The organism is Burkholderia sp. HAN2018, from assembly GCF_024704855.1.
Taxonomy (GTDB): Bacteria; Pseudomonadota; Gammaproteobacteria; order Burkholderiales; family Burkholderiaceae; genus Burkholderia; species Burkholderia cepacia.
Genome location: NZ_QOBB01000027.1, coordinates 63,465 through 78,616, shown reverse-complemented (window position 1 = coordinate 78,616; position 15,152 = coordinate 63,465). Strand labels below are relative to the sequence as shown.

11 protein-coding genes are annotated in these 15,152 nt (G+C 64.0%); 4 read left to right on the top strand and 7 right to left on the bottom strand.

The window, feature by feature from the left end; genetic code table 11:
- The first annotated feature begins 648 nt into the window (after positions 1-648).
- A complete protein-coding gene (gene pstS / locus DPV74_RS09540; protein ID WP_091925756.1) occupies positions 649-1,674 on the top strand; it encodes a phosphate ABC transporter substrate-binding protein PstS in 1,026 nt (341 codons plus the stop codon).
- A gap of 381 nt (positions 1,675-2,055) precedes the next feature.
- Here pstS and trxC read toward each other — a convergent pair whose 3' ends face one another.
- The 7 genes from trxC to DPV74_RS09505 all read right to left on the bottom strand — a co-directional run bounded on the left by trxC (position 2,056) and on the right by DPV74_RS09505 (position 10,500).
- A complete protein-coding gene (gene trxC / locus DPV74_RS09535) occupies positions 2,056-2,475 on the bottom strand; it encodes a thioredoxin TrxC (protein ID WP_091925759.1) in 420 nt (139 codons plus the stop codon).
- A 48-nt stretch (positions 2,476-2,523) separates the two neighbouring features.
- Positions 2,524-3,795: an NAD(P)/FAD-dependent oxidoreductase gene (locus DPV74_RS09530; RefSeq protein ID WP_119337059.1), complete on the bottom strand. Its 1,272-nt coding sequence runs from the start codon at positions 3,793-3,795 to the stop codon at positions 2,524-2,526.
- Positions 3,796-3,887: 92 nt separating this feature from the next.
- Positions 3,888-5,258 carry a TolC family outer membrane protein gene (locus tag DPV74_RS09525; protein ID WP_239511284.1) on the bottom strand — a complete coding sequence of 457 codons (1,371 nt, stop codon included), beginning with the start codon at positions 5,256-5,258 and terminating at the stop codon, positions 3,888-3,890.
- 40 nt (positions 5,259-5,298) lie between these two features.
- Positions 5,299-5,508 carry a DUF2892 domain-containing protein gene (locus DPV74_RS09520; protein WP_091925768.1) on the bottom strand — a complete coding sequence of 70 codons (210 nt, stop codon included), beginning with the start codon at positions 5,506-5,508 and terminating at the stop codon, positions 5,299-5,301.
- 10 nt (positions 5,509-5,518) lie between these two features.
- Entirely contained in the window at positions 5,519-8,722 is a 3,204-nt protein-coding gene (locus DPV74_RS09515; RefSeq protein ID WP_091925771.1) for an efflux RND transporter permease subunit, read from the bottom strand.
- A 21-nt stretch (positions 8,723-8,743) separates the two neighbouring features.
- Positions 8,744-9,982: an efflux RND transporter periplasmic adaptor subunit gene (locus DPV74_RS09510; RefSeq protein WP_240439949.1), complete on the bottom strand. Its 1,239-nt coding sequence runs from the start codon at positions 9,980-9,982 to the stop codon at positions 8,744-8,746.
- Positions 9,983-10,164: 182 nt separating this feature from the next.
- Complete coding sequence (locus DPV74_RS09505) at positions 10,165-10,500, bottom strand: metalloregulator ArsR/SmtB family transcription factor (protein WP_091925774.1); 336 nt, start codon at positions 10,498-10,500, stop codon at positions 10,165-10,167.
- A 414-nt stretch (positions 10,501-10,914) separates the two neighbouring features.
- Here DPV74_RS09505 and DPV74_RS09500 point away from each other — a divergent pair, with 414 nt between their 5' ends.
- Genes DPV74_RS09500 through DPV74_RS09490 form a run of 3 tightly spaced genes read left to right on the top strand, consistent with a single transcriptional unit; the run spans position 10,915 to position 15,145 of the window.
- Positions 10,915-11,619: an ABC transporter ATP-binding protein gene (locus tag DPV74_RS09500; RefSeq protein ID WP_119337058.1), complete on the top strand. Its 705-nt coding sequence runs from the start codon at positions 10,915-10,917 to the stop codon at positions 11,617-11,619.
- On the top strand, positions 11,613-13,982 hold the full coding sequence (locus DPV74_RS09495) for an ABC transporter permease (protein ID WP_119337057.1): 2,370 nt from the start codon (positions 11,613-11,615) through the stop codon (positions 13,980-13,982). Before DPV74_RS09500 ends, DPV74_RS09495 begins: the two co-directional genes overlap by 7 nt.
- Positions 13,979-15,145: an efflux RND transporter periplasmic adaptor subunit gene (locus DPV74_RS09490; protein WP_119337056.1), complete on the top strand. Its 1,167-nt coding sequence runs from the start codon at positions 13,979-13,981 to the stop codon at positions 15,143-15,145. Before DPV74_RS09495 ends, DPV74_RS09490 begins: the two co-directional genes overlap by 4 nt.
- The last annotated feature ends 7 nt before the right edge of the window (positions 15,146-15,152 follow it).

The window sequence follows — 15,152 nt, the reverse complement described above, 5'->3', positions numbered from 1 at the left end:
TCATTGGCCTCAGTGTTCGCAGAAGAGACGGATATGGGTCGGCTGCCGCCGGCCGAGCCCGGGCGCGGAGACGTAGGGCGACCTCCGGCCATGAGGCGTCGTTCGCGCTTGCGATCGAGCAGACGTTCAGCCGTCGGCTCTCCATCGTAAATCGGCCGTTCGCAATCTTTCAACCGATTTGCCCGGCCACCAATAGTCATTTGATACCGATCCCTAGTCCGGCGACTGCGGCCAGTCGATTATGAACGCAGCGCTGTAAGGTCAACCGGGGGAGCCTTCGCCGGTTGACGGGAGTTTGTCAGTGCATCTGCCCCATGAAACCGTACCTCTTCGGTGGATTCGTCCTGGAAATCCGGCCGTTGCCGACGCTTTGATCTGTTGATGCCGGTGCCAGTGCCGCTGGCGCACGTAAACTCAACGTCCAGCTGCTGTCCCGCCATCAACCGGAAGAAGCACGCCCGTAGTGAAATCTTCATGTTGATGTCCGCGCATCCCCGGTGGGTTAAGACTCGGTGGAAATCAACAAGGCGGCCCACTCGCGCGGTGCGAGGTGGGAGCGAGGACCAAATGGACGTACCGTCACATTTTAGTCACATTGGGTCTCTATCGTCTCGGCACCCGACGAATTGGCGTCGAACTGGAGATGATATGAGGATTTCTGTCCTTGCCGGCCTTGTGCTAGCCGCTTTCACAGCAAGCACCCACGCTGCGGACATTACAGGCGCAGGGAGCACATTCGCCGCTCCGATTTATACGAAGTGGGCCGACGCCTACCAGAAGTCGGGAGGCGGCAAGGTTAACTACCAAGGCATCGGTTCGTCCGGTGGTATCAAGCAAATCAACGCGAAAACCGTCGATTTTGCCGGCTCGGACGCGCCGCTAAAAGATGACGAACTGGCCAAGGACGGCCTGCTCCAATTTCCGACGGTCGTCGGCGGCGTAGTGCCCGCAGTGAACCTGCCCGGCATCAAGCCGGGCGAGATCGTTCTCTCGGGCCAGGTCCTTGGCGACATCTATCTGGGCAAGATCAAGAAGTGGAACGACCCGGCAATCACCGCGCTGAATCCGAAGGTCAAACTGCCGGATACGGACATTGCCGTGGTGCGCCGCGCCGACGGCTCGGGCACGAGCTTCATCTGGACGAACTACCTGTCGAAGGTGAACCCGGAATGGAACGCGAAGGTAGGCGAAGGCACGACGGTCAACTGGCCGACGGGTACCGGCGGCAAGGGTAACGACGGCGTTGCGGCGTTCGTGCAGCGTCTGCCGGGTGCGATCGGCTACGTCGAGTGGGCCTATGCGAAGCAAAATCACATGGACTACACGTCTATGAAAAACGCGTCGGGCGCAGTGGTTCAGCCGCAGACGGAAACCTTCAAGGCCGCTGCCGCCGGCGCAGACTGGAAGAAGTCGTTTTACCAGATCCTGACGAACGAGCCGGGCAAGGACGCATGGCCGGTTGTCGGTGCGACCTTCGTACTTCTGCACACGACGCAGGACAAGCCGGCGCAAGGTGCGGAGACGCTGAAGTTCTTCGACTGGGCGTTCAAGAACGGCGATCAAGCTGCGCAGGATCTTGATTACATCTCGCTGCCGAAGTCTGTCGTCGCGGAGATCCAATCGCAGTGGGCCGCGAAAATCAAGGACGCCGCGGGAAAACCGATCGCGCGGTAACCGTCGGTGATCTGCACGTCCCCGCTGCCATTCGCAGCGGCATCAATCATGACGCGTGCTCGCCGTATCGCAAGCGCGTCGGTTTAGTACGCGACACGTCGTGCGTGGAGACAGGGGGCAATCCGACGGTTGCCCCTTGAATCGCCTGCAGTAGTACTCACGCATTGGCCCCGGCAGTTGCCGGGATTTTTTTGCCCCATCTGCCGCACCGTCGGACCGTCTGACCAGAGCCCGAACGCCTATGATTCAGGCGGTCATCTATTGTTGAAGAGCAGGGCTTCCGCGAGACTTAGTGGAACGAGAAAGTCCGCGGGGAACCGCCTGTCAGTGGTCTTCGATTTCGATGCGCAATCGAACTTCTGTGCCTCGTTACCAATGTACTTAGACAGACGTCACCCACTGAGTGATCTGGTCGCCCGACATCGCGCCAGTGCGGCGATTGCGTTCGATTCCGTTGCGAAACAGAACAACGGTGGGTATCGATTGGATTCGATATTGAGCGGCAATGTGTTGTGCATGGTCCGTTTCCACCTTGGCAAACAGCACGGAGCCGGTCAAACGCCGCGCGGCCGCGGCGAACTGCGGCGCCATCGCTTGGCATGGCCCACACCAACTGGCCCAAAAATCGACCACCACCGGAAGGTCGTTCCGGCCCACGAACGTGGCGAAATGGCGCTCATCAAGGTTCGCTGGCTCGCCCGTTAGCAGGGGCGCGCCACATGTGCCGCACAACGGGTGTTCGCCAAGACGGTCAACATCGAGCCGATTGACGGCGAAGCAGCGACTGCAGACGATATGCATGACGTTCCCTCCTTGCTCGTGCGACGAGTACCGCGTGAGCCGACTCGCTCAGTGTTTCAGCTTTCTGATGCCCAGCATGTCTAGCAGCAGGCGCTCGTATGCCGGCTCGGTCGCGCCGGTTCTCATGCGATGGAGAAAATACTTCTCGAACGCGATCTTTGCCGCGTGCACCCATTTTCCTTCGCTCGACCAGTTCAGGTTGCGTGGTGGAATCTGCGGAAGTGCGACGAACGCGATCCCGCGATCGCCGAAATCCGCCAGGCAGACGGCATTCCATGTCGCGCGCGCCGACGGTTCGTGACCGTCGAGGGAAGCACGGATGTTCTCCGCCGCGGCATGCACCATCGATTCGATCATGAATCCGGTTTTGGGCACGCCGGTCGGGACCGGCGTGGGCTCGAGCGGCGCGATCGCGACGCACACGCCGACTGCATACACGTTCCGGTACGTCGGGTTGCGCTGGAATTCGTCGATCAGCACGAAGCCGCGCGGATTGGTCAGATCGCCGATGCCGGACACTGCGTCGACGCCTCTGAAGGCAGGCAGCATCATGCAATAGCCGAATGGCAGTTCGTGCGTGCGCCGCTCGTGCCCGAGATCGTCGAGTTCGGTCGCATACAGCGTGTTCGGCTCCACGCGATTCGTTTTCGCGTTGCAGATCCACTTGATGTCGTGCTCGCGCAACGTCGACTCGAGCATGCCTTTCGAATTGCCGACTCCGCCCAGTCCCAGATGGCCGACGTACGGTTCGGGGGTAACGAGCGTCATCGGTACGCGGTCGCGGATCTTGCGCCGGCGAAGATCGGTATCCATGATCATCGCGTATTCATAGACCGGCCCGAAGCAGGACGCGCCTTGTACTGCCCCCACCACCACGGGGCCGGGGTTTCGGACAAACGCATCCCAGGATGTCGCCGCCGCTTCCGCGTGATCGACATGGCAGATCGACTGCGTGTTGGCCTGCGGACCGAGCCCGTCGATTTCGTCGAACGCGAGCTTCGGGCCCGTCGCGATGATCAGGTAGTCGTACGCGACCGTGTCGCCGCTTGCCAGTTCGACTTCGTTTCGCTCCAGATGAACCCGTTTCACGCCGCCCGCATCGAAGCCTACACCTCGCTTCTGAAGTATGGGCTGCAGATCGACCGAGATGTCGTTGCGGTTGCGCCACCCGACGGCTACCCACGGATTCGACGGCACGAAATGGAATCGTGTGCTCTCCGACAGCACCATCACCGAGTCGTCCGTCCGCGCGGCCTTGCGCATCGCAAAGGACATCGACAGGCCGCCGAGTCCGGCGCCCACTATCACGATTTGAGCCATATCGTCTCCTCCTGGATTTGATTGCCTGCTGGAGCGGTTCAGATGAAAATCCATGCGCACCGCCGCGTGAAACCGGAATGCCGGTGGCCCGGCTATTGAAGATAGCCGTTGATCCGTGCCAGCAGCGTCTCATCGAGCTCACCGGCGGCGGCAGCGAGCCGCAATCGGTTCATCACAACCTGATAACGGGCGGCTGCGAGATCCCGGCGGGTCGTATACAGCGCCTGTTGCGCATTCAGCACGTCGATGGATGGCCGATCGCCGGCCTCGAATCCCGTCTGGTTCGCATTCAGTTGGCGTTCGGCCGAACGTAATGCCAGCGCAAGGGCGGCGACTTGCGCCATTGCGCTACGCAGGCCCAGAAACGCCTGTCTGACCTCGCGCGCAACCGCGATGCGCGCGGCTTCCTCGTCGAACCCGGCTTTGCGCAGCAATGCCGCGCTTTCATCGCGCTTGGCATTGCGCAAGCCCCCCGTGTACAGCGGAATGGTCACCATGACGCCGACGACCGCGCTGTTGCTGCGCATCGAACTGTTTCCGCCATAGCCGGTGCCGTTCGTCCGATCGCCGATGTACGATGCAAACGCGTCGACCGTCGTCCCGGCTCCGGGGCGATACCTTGTTGCCTCCGCCCTTGCGCTTTCCATGCCCAGCCTGCGCAGCGCGATCAGCGGGTTGCCCGTCATCGCGCGCGCTTGCCAGTCAGCGAAGTCGCCCGCATCGATGGCATCGAGCGTCGACGTTCGGCCAAGGTGACGCAGCGCAGTGTCGGCATTGCCGGTGACGTCGCGAAGTTCGGCGCGCTTCAGGTCGAGCGCCGTCTGCGCAGCGATCAGCTGCGCGTTCGCGAGGTCCGCGCGTGCTTCTGCGTCCCTGACGTCCGTGATCGACGCATCACCGGTCTCGAAGCGAGCACGTGCGATATCGCGAGCTTCGAGTGCCGCGGCCCTGGTCGAGTTCAGCGCGGCTACGTCGTCTTCCGCGAGCAGGATGGCGAAGTAGGTCTGCGCGACTTCGAGCATCACGGATTGACGGGCCTCGGCCAGTTGCGCGTCGCCGGCGTCAGCGGCTGCATTCATCTGGACGGCGACGGCGTTTCGTTCGGCGCTGAACAGGTTTTCCTTGATCGTGATGGCCCAGCCGGCGCCGGTCGCACCGGCCGCGCGCGTGTCGAAAGCGATGCCGTTGCTGGAACCGAAGCCGCCGCCAGAGAAATGTGCGCCGGTGGTTTCCTGATCGACGGTTCCGTAACGCACGTTCCCGGTCGCCACGACCTGGGGCAGGAAACCTGCGTGTCCCTGTCGGCGCTTGGTCGCGTCGGCCTGATGCTGGGCAAGTGCGGCCGCATAGCCGGGATCGTGTGCTAGGGCGTCCTTCGCGGCGGCCAACAGGTCTGTTTCCGCGCGTGCAAGCGGAATCCAGGCAAGCGTGAGCAGGATCAGCAGGCGTGCGGTGCGCGTCATGATCGTCACCATCGTGAGCCGGGAGATTTGTCGCCAGCGCTCAGGCGCCGCCCTTCACGCCGAGCTTGCGCATGAAGATTTCCATCGGACACCATTGCGTGAAGCCGCTCTGCAACAGGTTCGCCCCGACGAAGGCGGTCAACCAGAGCCACCAGCTGCTCTCGTACAACGGGCTGGCGGACGCGCCGATGGCCAATGAAACCAGGATCAACATGCCCGCGACGATTCGCGTGATTTGCCAGGATGTCATGATCGTCTCCTCAACGATGGACAGCGAGAGGGCGCTGCCGGTAGGCGGTGTAGTAGAGCAACGGGATGACGACGAGCGTCAGCAGCGTCGATACCAGGATCCCGAAGATCAGCGATACCGCCAGGCCGTTGAAGATCGGGTCGTCAAGGATGAAGAACGCGCCGATCATCGCGGCGAATGCGGTGAGCAGGATGGGCTGCGCGCGTGTCGCCGCCGATCGCACGATGGCATCCTTGAAGGGAACGCCATCGGCGACCTGAAGGTTCACGAAGTCGACGAGCAGGATGGAGTTGCGCACGATGATTCCGGCGAGCGCGATCATTCCGATCATCGACGTCGCAGTGAACTGCGCGCCGAGCAGCGCGTGTCCAGGCATCACGCCGATGATCGTCAGCGGGATCGGCGCCATGATGATCAGCGGTGTCAGGTACGAGCCGAATTCCGCGACGACGAGCAGATAGATCAGCACGAGTCCGACCGCATATGCGATGCCCATGTCCCGGAAGGTTTCGTACGTCACCTGCCATTCGCCGTCCCATTTGATCGCGAACGAGCGGTACGGGTCGTCGGGCTGCCGGATGAACCATTCGCCGAGCGGACTGCCACCGGGCGTCGCGAGCTTCGACAGGCGGTCGCGCATCTCGAACATCCCGTACAGCGGACTGTCGATCCTGCCGGCCATGTCGCCGACGACATAGGTGACGGGCAGCAGATCCTTGTGGTAGATCGGCTGTTCGATCCGGCTGCTCCGTTCGCGTACGAGTTCCGACAGCGGAATCAACTGGCCGTCGCTGCCGCGGACCGCCAGCGCCAGCAGCGCCGACGCATCGCCTTCGAGCGTGGCAGGCAACACGAGCCGAACGGCAGCCGGGTATTTGCTGCCGTCGTGCAGGTAGGTCACGTCGTTGCCGGTCAGCCCCGCTTTGAGCGTGCTGGCGACGTCAGCCTGCGAGACGCCGCGCAGGCCGGCCTTGCGGCGGTCGAGATCGAAATCGCGTTGCGGGGCCGCGGCAACCGTGCTGTCGTCGACGTCCACGACACCGCGCGTCGTCGAGAAGACACGACGAACCTCGCGTGCCACGCGGTTTCGTTCGTCTGTCCCGGTGCCGTATACCTCGGCGACGATGGGCGCAAGCACGGGCGGCCCCGGCGGCACTTCGACCACTTTCACGCGTGCACCGCTGCGCTCGGCGATGCGCTCGAGCGCCGGTCTCACGGCGGTCGCGATCGCGTGGCTTTGCTGCCGGCGCCCGGACTGGCCGACCAGATTGACCTGGATATCGCCCACGTTGCCGCCTGCCCGCAAATAGTACTGGCGGACGAGGCCATTGAAATTGATCGGGGCCGACAGGCCTGCGTACGCCTGGTAGGTGGACACTTCCGGGACGCTCGCAAGGTACGCGCCCATTTCGTGCAGGACTGCCGCGGTCCGTTCGAGCGGCGTGCCGGCCGGCATGTCGACAACGACCTGGAACTCGGACTTGTTGTCGAACGGCAGCATCTTCAGCACGACCCACTGGAACACCGGCAACGTGAGCGAAAGCGCGATCGCACCGGCAATGGCCAGCCACAGCAGGTTGCGGTGCCGCGCGCCAGCCGCATCGTCGAGGAACGGCGCGAAGATCCTGCCAAACAGCGGTTCGAGCTTCGCATGCAAGCCGCCTTTCGCATTGGGCCGTACTTGCGCCAGCCAGATGCGTGACAGCCACGGCGTCACCACGAAGGCGACCGACAGCGAGATCGCCATTCCCATGCTCGCGTTGATCGGTATCGGGCTCATGTACGGCCCCATGAGACCTGTGACGAATGCCATCGGCAATAGCGCCGCGATCACGGTCAGTGTCGCGAGTATCGTGGGGCCGCCGACCTCGTCGACCGCGCGTGGGATGACCGACGCGACGGGCGCTTCCGGCTCGAGCAGATGGTGGCGATGAATGTTTTCGACGACGACGATTGCATCGTCGACGAGAATGCCGATCGCGAGAATCAATGCGAACAACGAGACGCGATTCAGCGTGAAGCCCCATGCCCACGATGCGAACAGCGTGGCGGTGAGCGTCAGGACGACCGCGAGACCGACCACGAGCGCCTCGCGCCAGCCGAGCGCGACGAGCACCAGCACAACGACCGATGTGGTGGCGAAGGCGAGCTTCTCGATCAGCTTCAGTGCTTTCGCGTTGGCGGTGACACCGTAGTCGCGCGCGACTTCGATTCTCACATCGCCCGGGATAACGGTGTTTCGCAACGTGTCGACTCGCTTCAGCACGTTTGCCGCGACGGCGACCGCGTTTTCGCCCGGCTTCTTGGTCACCGTGACGGAGATGGCCGGGTATTCGGCCGGATGCGCGCCGGCAAGACCCTCCCACACATAGCGGGTGGGCGCGGGCGCGCCGTCGCGCACATCGGCCACGTCGTCGACGGATACGGGGTGGCCGTCATGTACGGCCACGATCACGTTGCCGACGTCGCGCGCATCGGCGAGTACTGGGCCGCTTTCGACATGGATCGCACGATTGTCACGCACGAGATCGCCGACCGACGCACCCGCATTGGCGGTGGCGAGTACGCGGCGCAGATCGTCGATCGTGACCCGCGCGGCGCGCATGCGGGCGGGATCGAGCAGCACGTTGACGGCGCGTTGCGGCCCGCCCATCGTCGTGACTTCCCGCGTGCCGGGCACGCGCTTGAGTTCGGCCTCGATCGAATGACCGACGCGCTCGAGATCGAATGCATTGGCATCGGGCCGCGTGCCGTAGAGCGTGAGCACGACGATCGGCACGTCGTCGATGCCTTTCGGCTTGATCAGCGGGGGCAGCACGCCAAGATTTCGCGGCAGCCAGTCCTGGTTCGAGAACACGGTGTCGTACAGCCTGACCAGCGCCTCGGTACGCGGCACACCGACCTTGAACTGAACCGTCAGCACCGCAAGCCCCGGCCGCGAGACCGACATGACGTGCTCGATGCCGTTGATCTGCGACAGCACTTGCTCGGCGGGCCCGGCCACCATCTGCTCGACGTCGTGCGCGCTCGCGCCGGGAAACGGCACGAGCACGTTGGCCATCGTAACGTTGATCTGCGGCTCTTCTTCGCGAGGCGTCGTGACCATCGCGAACACGCCGAGCAGGAGCGCCACCAGCGCAACCAGCGGAGTGATCCGGTGTTGCAGGAAGAAAGCGGCGATTCTGCCGGACAGACCGAGACGAGGCGTGCTCATGGCATGGATTCCATCCCGGCATCACTGTCGAGCGGCCGCCGCAAGCGGGTCCAGTGCGATCCGCTCGCCCGGCGACAGGCCGGCCAGGATTTCGACCTGGCCGGCGAATGCCTTGCCGACGCGTACCTGTCGCAGCGCGACGCGGCCATCGCTTCCGACGACATAGACCGCGGTCACTTCGGTACGGTGAACAACTGCGGATAGCGGAACGAGCAGCCGCCGGTGCGCATCGCCTATTGGAAAGTACGCGCGGGCAAACATGCCCGGCCGAATGTCGCCGGCCGATGCCGGCAGGCCCAGGCGCACCTGGGCCGCATCGCTTTGCGGGTCGGTGAGCGGCAGGACCGTGACGGCCGTCGCCGTCTGCCATTGCGTCGAGCCGGGCAGGTCGGGCAGTTCGATCCGGACGGGGGCACGCTCGTGCAGCGCCGGTAGGCGCGATTGCGGTACGGTGGCCACGGCGCGCAGCGCGACGGGGTCGAACAGCGTGAGCAGGGGCATCCCCGGCATCGCCATCGATCCGATTTCGACGTTGACGCTGGCGATCACGGCCGGATAGGGAGCGCCGATCTTGCGCAATGTCGGCTCGACCGCGGCCGCGCGTGCATCCGCCTGCCGCGCGTTTGCGATCGCCGCCGCTGCCTTGTAGCGCGCGCTGGCGCGATCTAGTGCCGCCTGGCTGACGTACTGTCGGTCGAACAGATACTTGGTGCGCTCCATCTCGCGCTGCGCGACGTGGGCTTCTGCCAGTGCCGCGCCGACCTGCGCACGAACCGCGGCGAGTTGTTGATCGGTTGCGCGTTGGTCGACCGTGACGAGAATTTGTCCGGTGTCGACGTGATCGCCCGCCTTGACCTGAATCGCAGTGATGCGGCCGGCGACCTGCGCGGCGACGGTCGTTTGCCTGGCCGATTCGATCACGGCTTCGGAAACGAACTCGTCGAACTGTGTCGTCTGCGCGACGACGAGCGTAGCGAGCGACTGCGCATGGGCCCATTGCGGCGGCAGTGCGATCGAGCAGGCAAACACGATCGGCCACCCGAGGCCGGTTCGCACGGCGACGCGCGAAACAGCGCACTCCGCACGGGCAAGCATCACTGCAATGGTCCAGCGCTTTACCTGCATAGGGGCCTCGGCAAACGCGTTCGTCCGGATGACTGGCCGTTTCGGGCATCGCGGGTAAAACACGTCGCCGTTGCCTGCCGGAGATCCTGTCATGCACGGCTGCCCGATTGCACGGGCGTTGTCGGCTTCCGCCAATCACCCCACCCATGTCGTGAAGTCAATAGTGGATCGGGCCGGCAATGGGGGCTTGATGCAGATCAACGGCCGATTCCCGGCGGTTCATTCGCGCCAGACGCGCGACGGTGCTGCGCACGAACGCTTGCATTCGGCCGGGATTCGCCGACGTGAAGGCCCGGCATCGACGGACGCCGACGCTGTTAGTGAAGCCGCTTTGCAGGGGCGACGTGATGAAGCATCGACAAGGTCTTCATGATTTGTCTGATCTCATCGTCGGCGAGGCGGTAGTAGACGTACTTCCCGTTGCGTCGCGCCGACACGATCGATTCCGCACGCAGCACGCCGAGATGCTGGGAAAGACTGGGCTGATGAACGCCCACGCGATGCTCGAGTTCCTGCACGTTGCGCTCGCCTTCCGCGAGCTGGCACAGCAGGAGCAGGCGGTCGCGATGTGCGAGTGCCTTGAGCAGCGACGCGACCTTCGCTGCGGAATCGCGCAGCGTCGCAAGCGCCTGGGGCGGCAGAGATACGGTCATGGCCTTCTTCCTTGCTGTCACGGCGCCTGCCGTTTGATCGCCGGCCTGAATCGATCCGGAGGCGAATTCGGAACGCCGACGTCGGCCAACGGTACCATGCATGTACCGAAGCTGGCGCCGGATGCATCGTTCCTTCGGCGCGTCCGTTCGTGCCGGAGCGCCGCATCGACGATGCTCGTCCGATTCGACTCTAGGTACGCGAGGCCGGCGCCATTTGATCTCGGACAAGGATCGTGGTCGACATTGCCCGAGCTCCCGTGACGCGACAATCGGCTTTCCCGGCGATCGCATGCTTCGAGTGCGAGCACGGGCGGACGGGATGATCGTGGAGTTGGCCGTTGACACAGATCAATCGGCGAGCCGGGTGAATCGCTAACGTGATCTGCACTCGCAAGCTTTCGTCTGGAGTGCGCAATGGAGACTGTCCTTTCCATCCAGGCAGTCAGCAAGATCTATCCGATGGGAAGCGTCAGCGTCCATGCGCTCAAGGACGTCACGCTCGAACTCGAAGCTGGCGAGTTCGTGGTGCTGCTCGGTACGTCGGGTAGCGGCAAATCGACACTGCTTAACTTGATGGGCGGACTCGACACGCCGACGAGCGGCATCATCAATTACCGCGACCATCGTCTTTCAACCGCAACCGAGCGCGAACTTACCCGGTTCAGGCGTGAGCACGTCGGTTTCGTGTTCCAGTTCTACAACCTCATACCCGGCTTGACTGCTCGCGAGAATGTCGCGCTCGTGACCGATATCGCAGAGCATCCGCTCGATCCCGATGACGCCTTGCGCATGGTCGGCATCGATTCGCTGGCCGGGAACTTTCCTTCGCAAATGTCCGGTGGCGAGCAGCAGCGTGTGGCGATAGCTCGAGCGGTTGCCAAGCGGCCTGAAGTCCTGCTGTGCGACGAACCGACGGGCGCGCTGGATTTTCGCACCGGGCGGCTCGTACTCGACGTGCTGGAGCGGGTCAACCGAGAGTTCGGCACGCTCACCATAGTTGTGACCCACAACGCCGTTATCGCGGAGATGGCGAACCGGGTCGTGCGCATGAGTAGCGGCACGATCGTCGAAGAGCACCGCAATGTGCGACGTTCGGATGCCCGGGGTCTCACATGGTGAGCACCTTGACACGCCTGTCGTGGCGCGATCTGTGGCGCATGCGCGCCCAGGCGATGGCGGCAGTCCTGGTCGTTGCGTGCGGCGTGGCCTCGTTCGTCGCGATGCGCAGCACGTACTTGGTCCTGCTGCGGGCGCAACAGGAATACTATGCGTCGCACCGGTTCGCCGACCTGTTCGTGCACCTGAAGCGCGCACCGCTTGCGGTCGCGACGCAAATAGCGGCATTGCCCGGCGTTGCCGCAGTCGACGCACGCGTGGTTGCCGATGTGACGCTCGACGTGCCTGGGCTCGCCGAACCGGCTACCGGCCATGTGGTCTCGGTTCCCGAACGGGGCGGGCCGTCGCTCGATCTACTGCATCTTCAGCGCGGCCGGTACGTCGCGCCAGGCCGTGACGACGAAGTGCTGGTCAGCGCCGCGTTCGCAGACGCGAACCACCTGCTCACGGGGCAGCTCATCGGTGCCGTGCTGAACGGACGCTGGAAGCGGCTCCAGATCGTCGGCATTGCCATTTCACCGGAATACGTATACGAAACCGGAGCCGGCTCCATCTTTCCCGACAATCGCCACTATGGCGTGCTCTGGATGGGCACCGAAGCCGTATCGGCCGCCTTCCGGATGGACGGCGCATTCAACGACCTCGTGCTATCGCTCGATGGCAGTGCGATCGTGCCACGCGTTGTCGCGCAGGTCGATCGCGAGCTGGCTGCCTACGGCGGGCTCGGCACGATAACGCGAGAAGATCAGGTTTCGAACCGGTTCATTTCGGACGAGATCGCGCAGAACCGGATCACGGCGACCTATGTTCCGGCCATCTTCTTCTGTGTAACCATGTTTCTGCTTCAGAACGTCCTGAACCGGCTGGTCGATACCCAGCGCACGCAGATCGGTCTGATGAAAGCGTTCGGATACGGAAACGCCCGGGTCGCACTGCATTACCTTCAGTTCGCGTGCCTGATCGCCGCGGCGGGGGCCGCCGTTGGCTATGCCGCCGGTCTGGCGCTGGGCTCGTCGCTGACCGCGCTGTACGCGCGGTACTACCGATTCGCGCATCTTGAATACCATGTCGACGCGCATGTCGCGATCCTCGCTGCCATCGTGAGCTTCGCCACCGCGCTGGTCGGGACGGCCGCCGGTGTGACGAAGGCCGCCGGGCTGATGCCCGTGGAGGCAATGCGAGCGCCGCTGCCGCCTGCGTTCGCGGCCGGGTGGCTTGAACGGTTCGGCCTGTACCGCCATCTCGGCGTAACGTGGCGGATGATCGCCCGCAACATTACGCGGCAACCGCTCAAATCGCTGCTGTCGTGTGTTGCGATGGCCTGTGCAAGTGCGATTCTCGTAACGGGCGGCTTCTTCTTCGACGCAATCGATTATCTGTTCGACGTTCAGTTTCAGCGCGTCGAACGGCAGGACGTGACCGTCGCATTCGGACAGCCGTTGTCCCATCGAGCCATCTACGCGCTCCAGCGACTTCCCGGCGTGCTGCGCGTCGAGCCGTTTCGCGACGTCCCCGTCCGGATCTCTGCCGGATATCGATCGCGCCGCTTGTCGCTGAGCGGGATCGCGCCGGCGGCGCAGATGCATCGACTGGTCGACGAGCGGAGCCTGCCGATGCGCGTGCCGCCGGACGGCATCGTGATTTCGTCGCAACTCGCCGACACCCTCGGCGTGCACACGGGCGACCGGGTCACCGTGGAGGTGCTGGAAGGCAAGCGCCAGTCGCGGCAGGTCATGCTCGCGGGACGGGTCGGAGAACTGGTCGGCGTTCGCGCCTACATGGACCAGCAGGCTCTCGCGCGTCTTCTCGGAGAAGGCGGCAACTGGTCCGGCGCCTGGCTGCAGATCGACGCGCGCGCGGCCGATCGTCTGTACGCCACGCTCAAGCACATGCCCGCCGTCAACGCAGTGGCCGTCCGACAGTCGGTGATCGACAGCTTTCGCAAGATCATGAATGAAAGCGTCCGGCTTTCGACCTCCATCAATTTCACGTTCGCCTGCATCATCGCATTCGGTGTCGCATTCAACGGAATGCGTATCGCCTATTCGGAGCGCCTGCAGCAGCTGGCGTCGCTGCGCGTGCTCGGATTCACGCGCATGGAGGTTGCATGGATTCTGCTCGGTGAACAGTTCCTCCTCGCCGCGCTTGCGACGCCGGCCGGTCTCTTACTAGGCTATGGCGTATGCGCGTTCCTGGCGGATCGGCTTGCAACGGATCTGTATCGCCTGCCGCTCGTGGTGCAGCCGGCGACATTCGCGCAGGCATTTCTGATGACCGCGAGCACTGTGGCAGCGTCGGGTTGGCTGGTGGCACGGAAGATCGGAAGTCTCGACATCGTCGCCGTGCTCAAGGCGAGGGAATCATGACGCGCGCCAGCAAGGGCCCGCTCCTGTTCTTCGCGTCCGGCGCACTCGCGGTCGCGTTCGCGCTCGGCTATGCGTTCTGGCCGGCGCCGACCGCTGTCGATACAGCGAAGGTGACGACCGGTCCGCTCCGGGTCACGATCGACGAGGATGGCGAAATTCGCGCGCATGATCGCTACGTGGTCACGGCACCGATCACGGGCCGCTTGCTGCGCGTGACGCTGCGTGAAGGAGACCGGGTGCGAACCGGAGACGTGATCGCGGTGCTTGTGCCCGTGCCGATGACCCCCGGCGAAAGCGCCCAGCAGCGTGCACGCGTGCAGGCTGCGGAGGCGTCACTGCGCGAGGCGCAGGCGCGTGTCGAGCACACCCGTGCCGATCTCGCGCAGGCGCGCCGGGAACGCGAGCGAGGCCAGACTCTGGTCGACGCAGGCGCAATCTCCAGGCAAAGCATGGAGCAGTTGCGCGCCATCGAGGCAACTGGCAGGAGCGATCTCGAAGCAGCGTCCGCACGCGAGAAGTCCGCAGCCGCCGAAGTTCGGGCTGCCGTGGCGAATCTCGAGGCACTCGAGGCAGGGCAGCCCGTCAAGGTTCGTGCTCCGGTCGACGCGGTGCTGCTGCGTGTCGACGAAAAGAGCGAGCACGTCGTGCCCGCAGGCACCGCGATCATGCTGCTGGCCGATCCTTCGCGCTACGAAGTCGTCGTCGACGTGCTGTCGACCGACGCGGTCAAGATCAGCCCGGGCATGCGCGTTTCCGTGGAAGACTGGGGCGGGGCAGCGCCGATCGGCGCACGGGTGCGTGTCGTCGAGCCTGGCGCGTTCACGAAGATCTCGGCGCTCGGCGTGGAAGAACAGCGCGTGCATGTGATTGCAGACCTGACCACGCCGCCCGGCCGGTTGAGCGACGGTTATCGCGTGCAGGGCAGAATCGTCATCTGGGAGCGCATGGATGTGCTGAGCATACCGGTCGGGGCGTTGTTCCGGTGCGCGGAGCAGTGGTGCGCGTTCGAGGTCGATCACGGACGGGCGATACGACAGATCGTTCAGATCGGACAGCGCAACACGGAGGCCGCTCAAGTGCTCGCTGGCCTGCAGGTCGGAAAAACCGTCGTCGTGTACCCACCGACCACACTTTCGGAAAACATGCCGGTTCGGTCGCGCTAGACGTGAT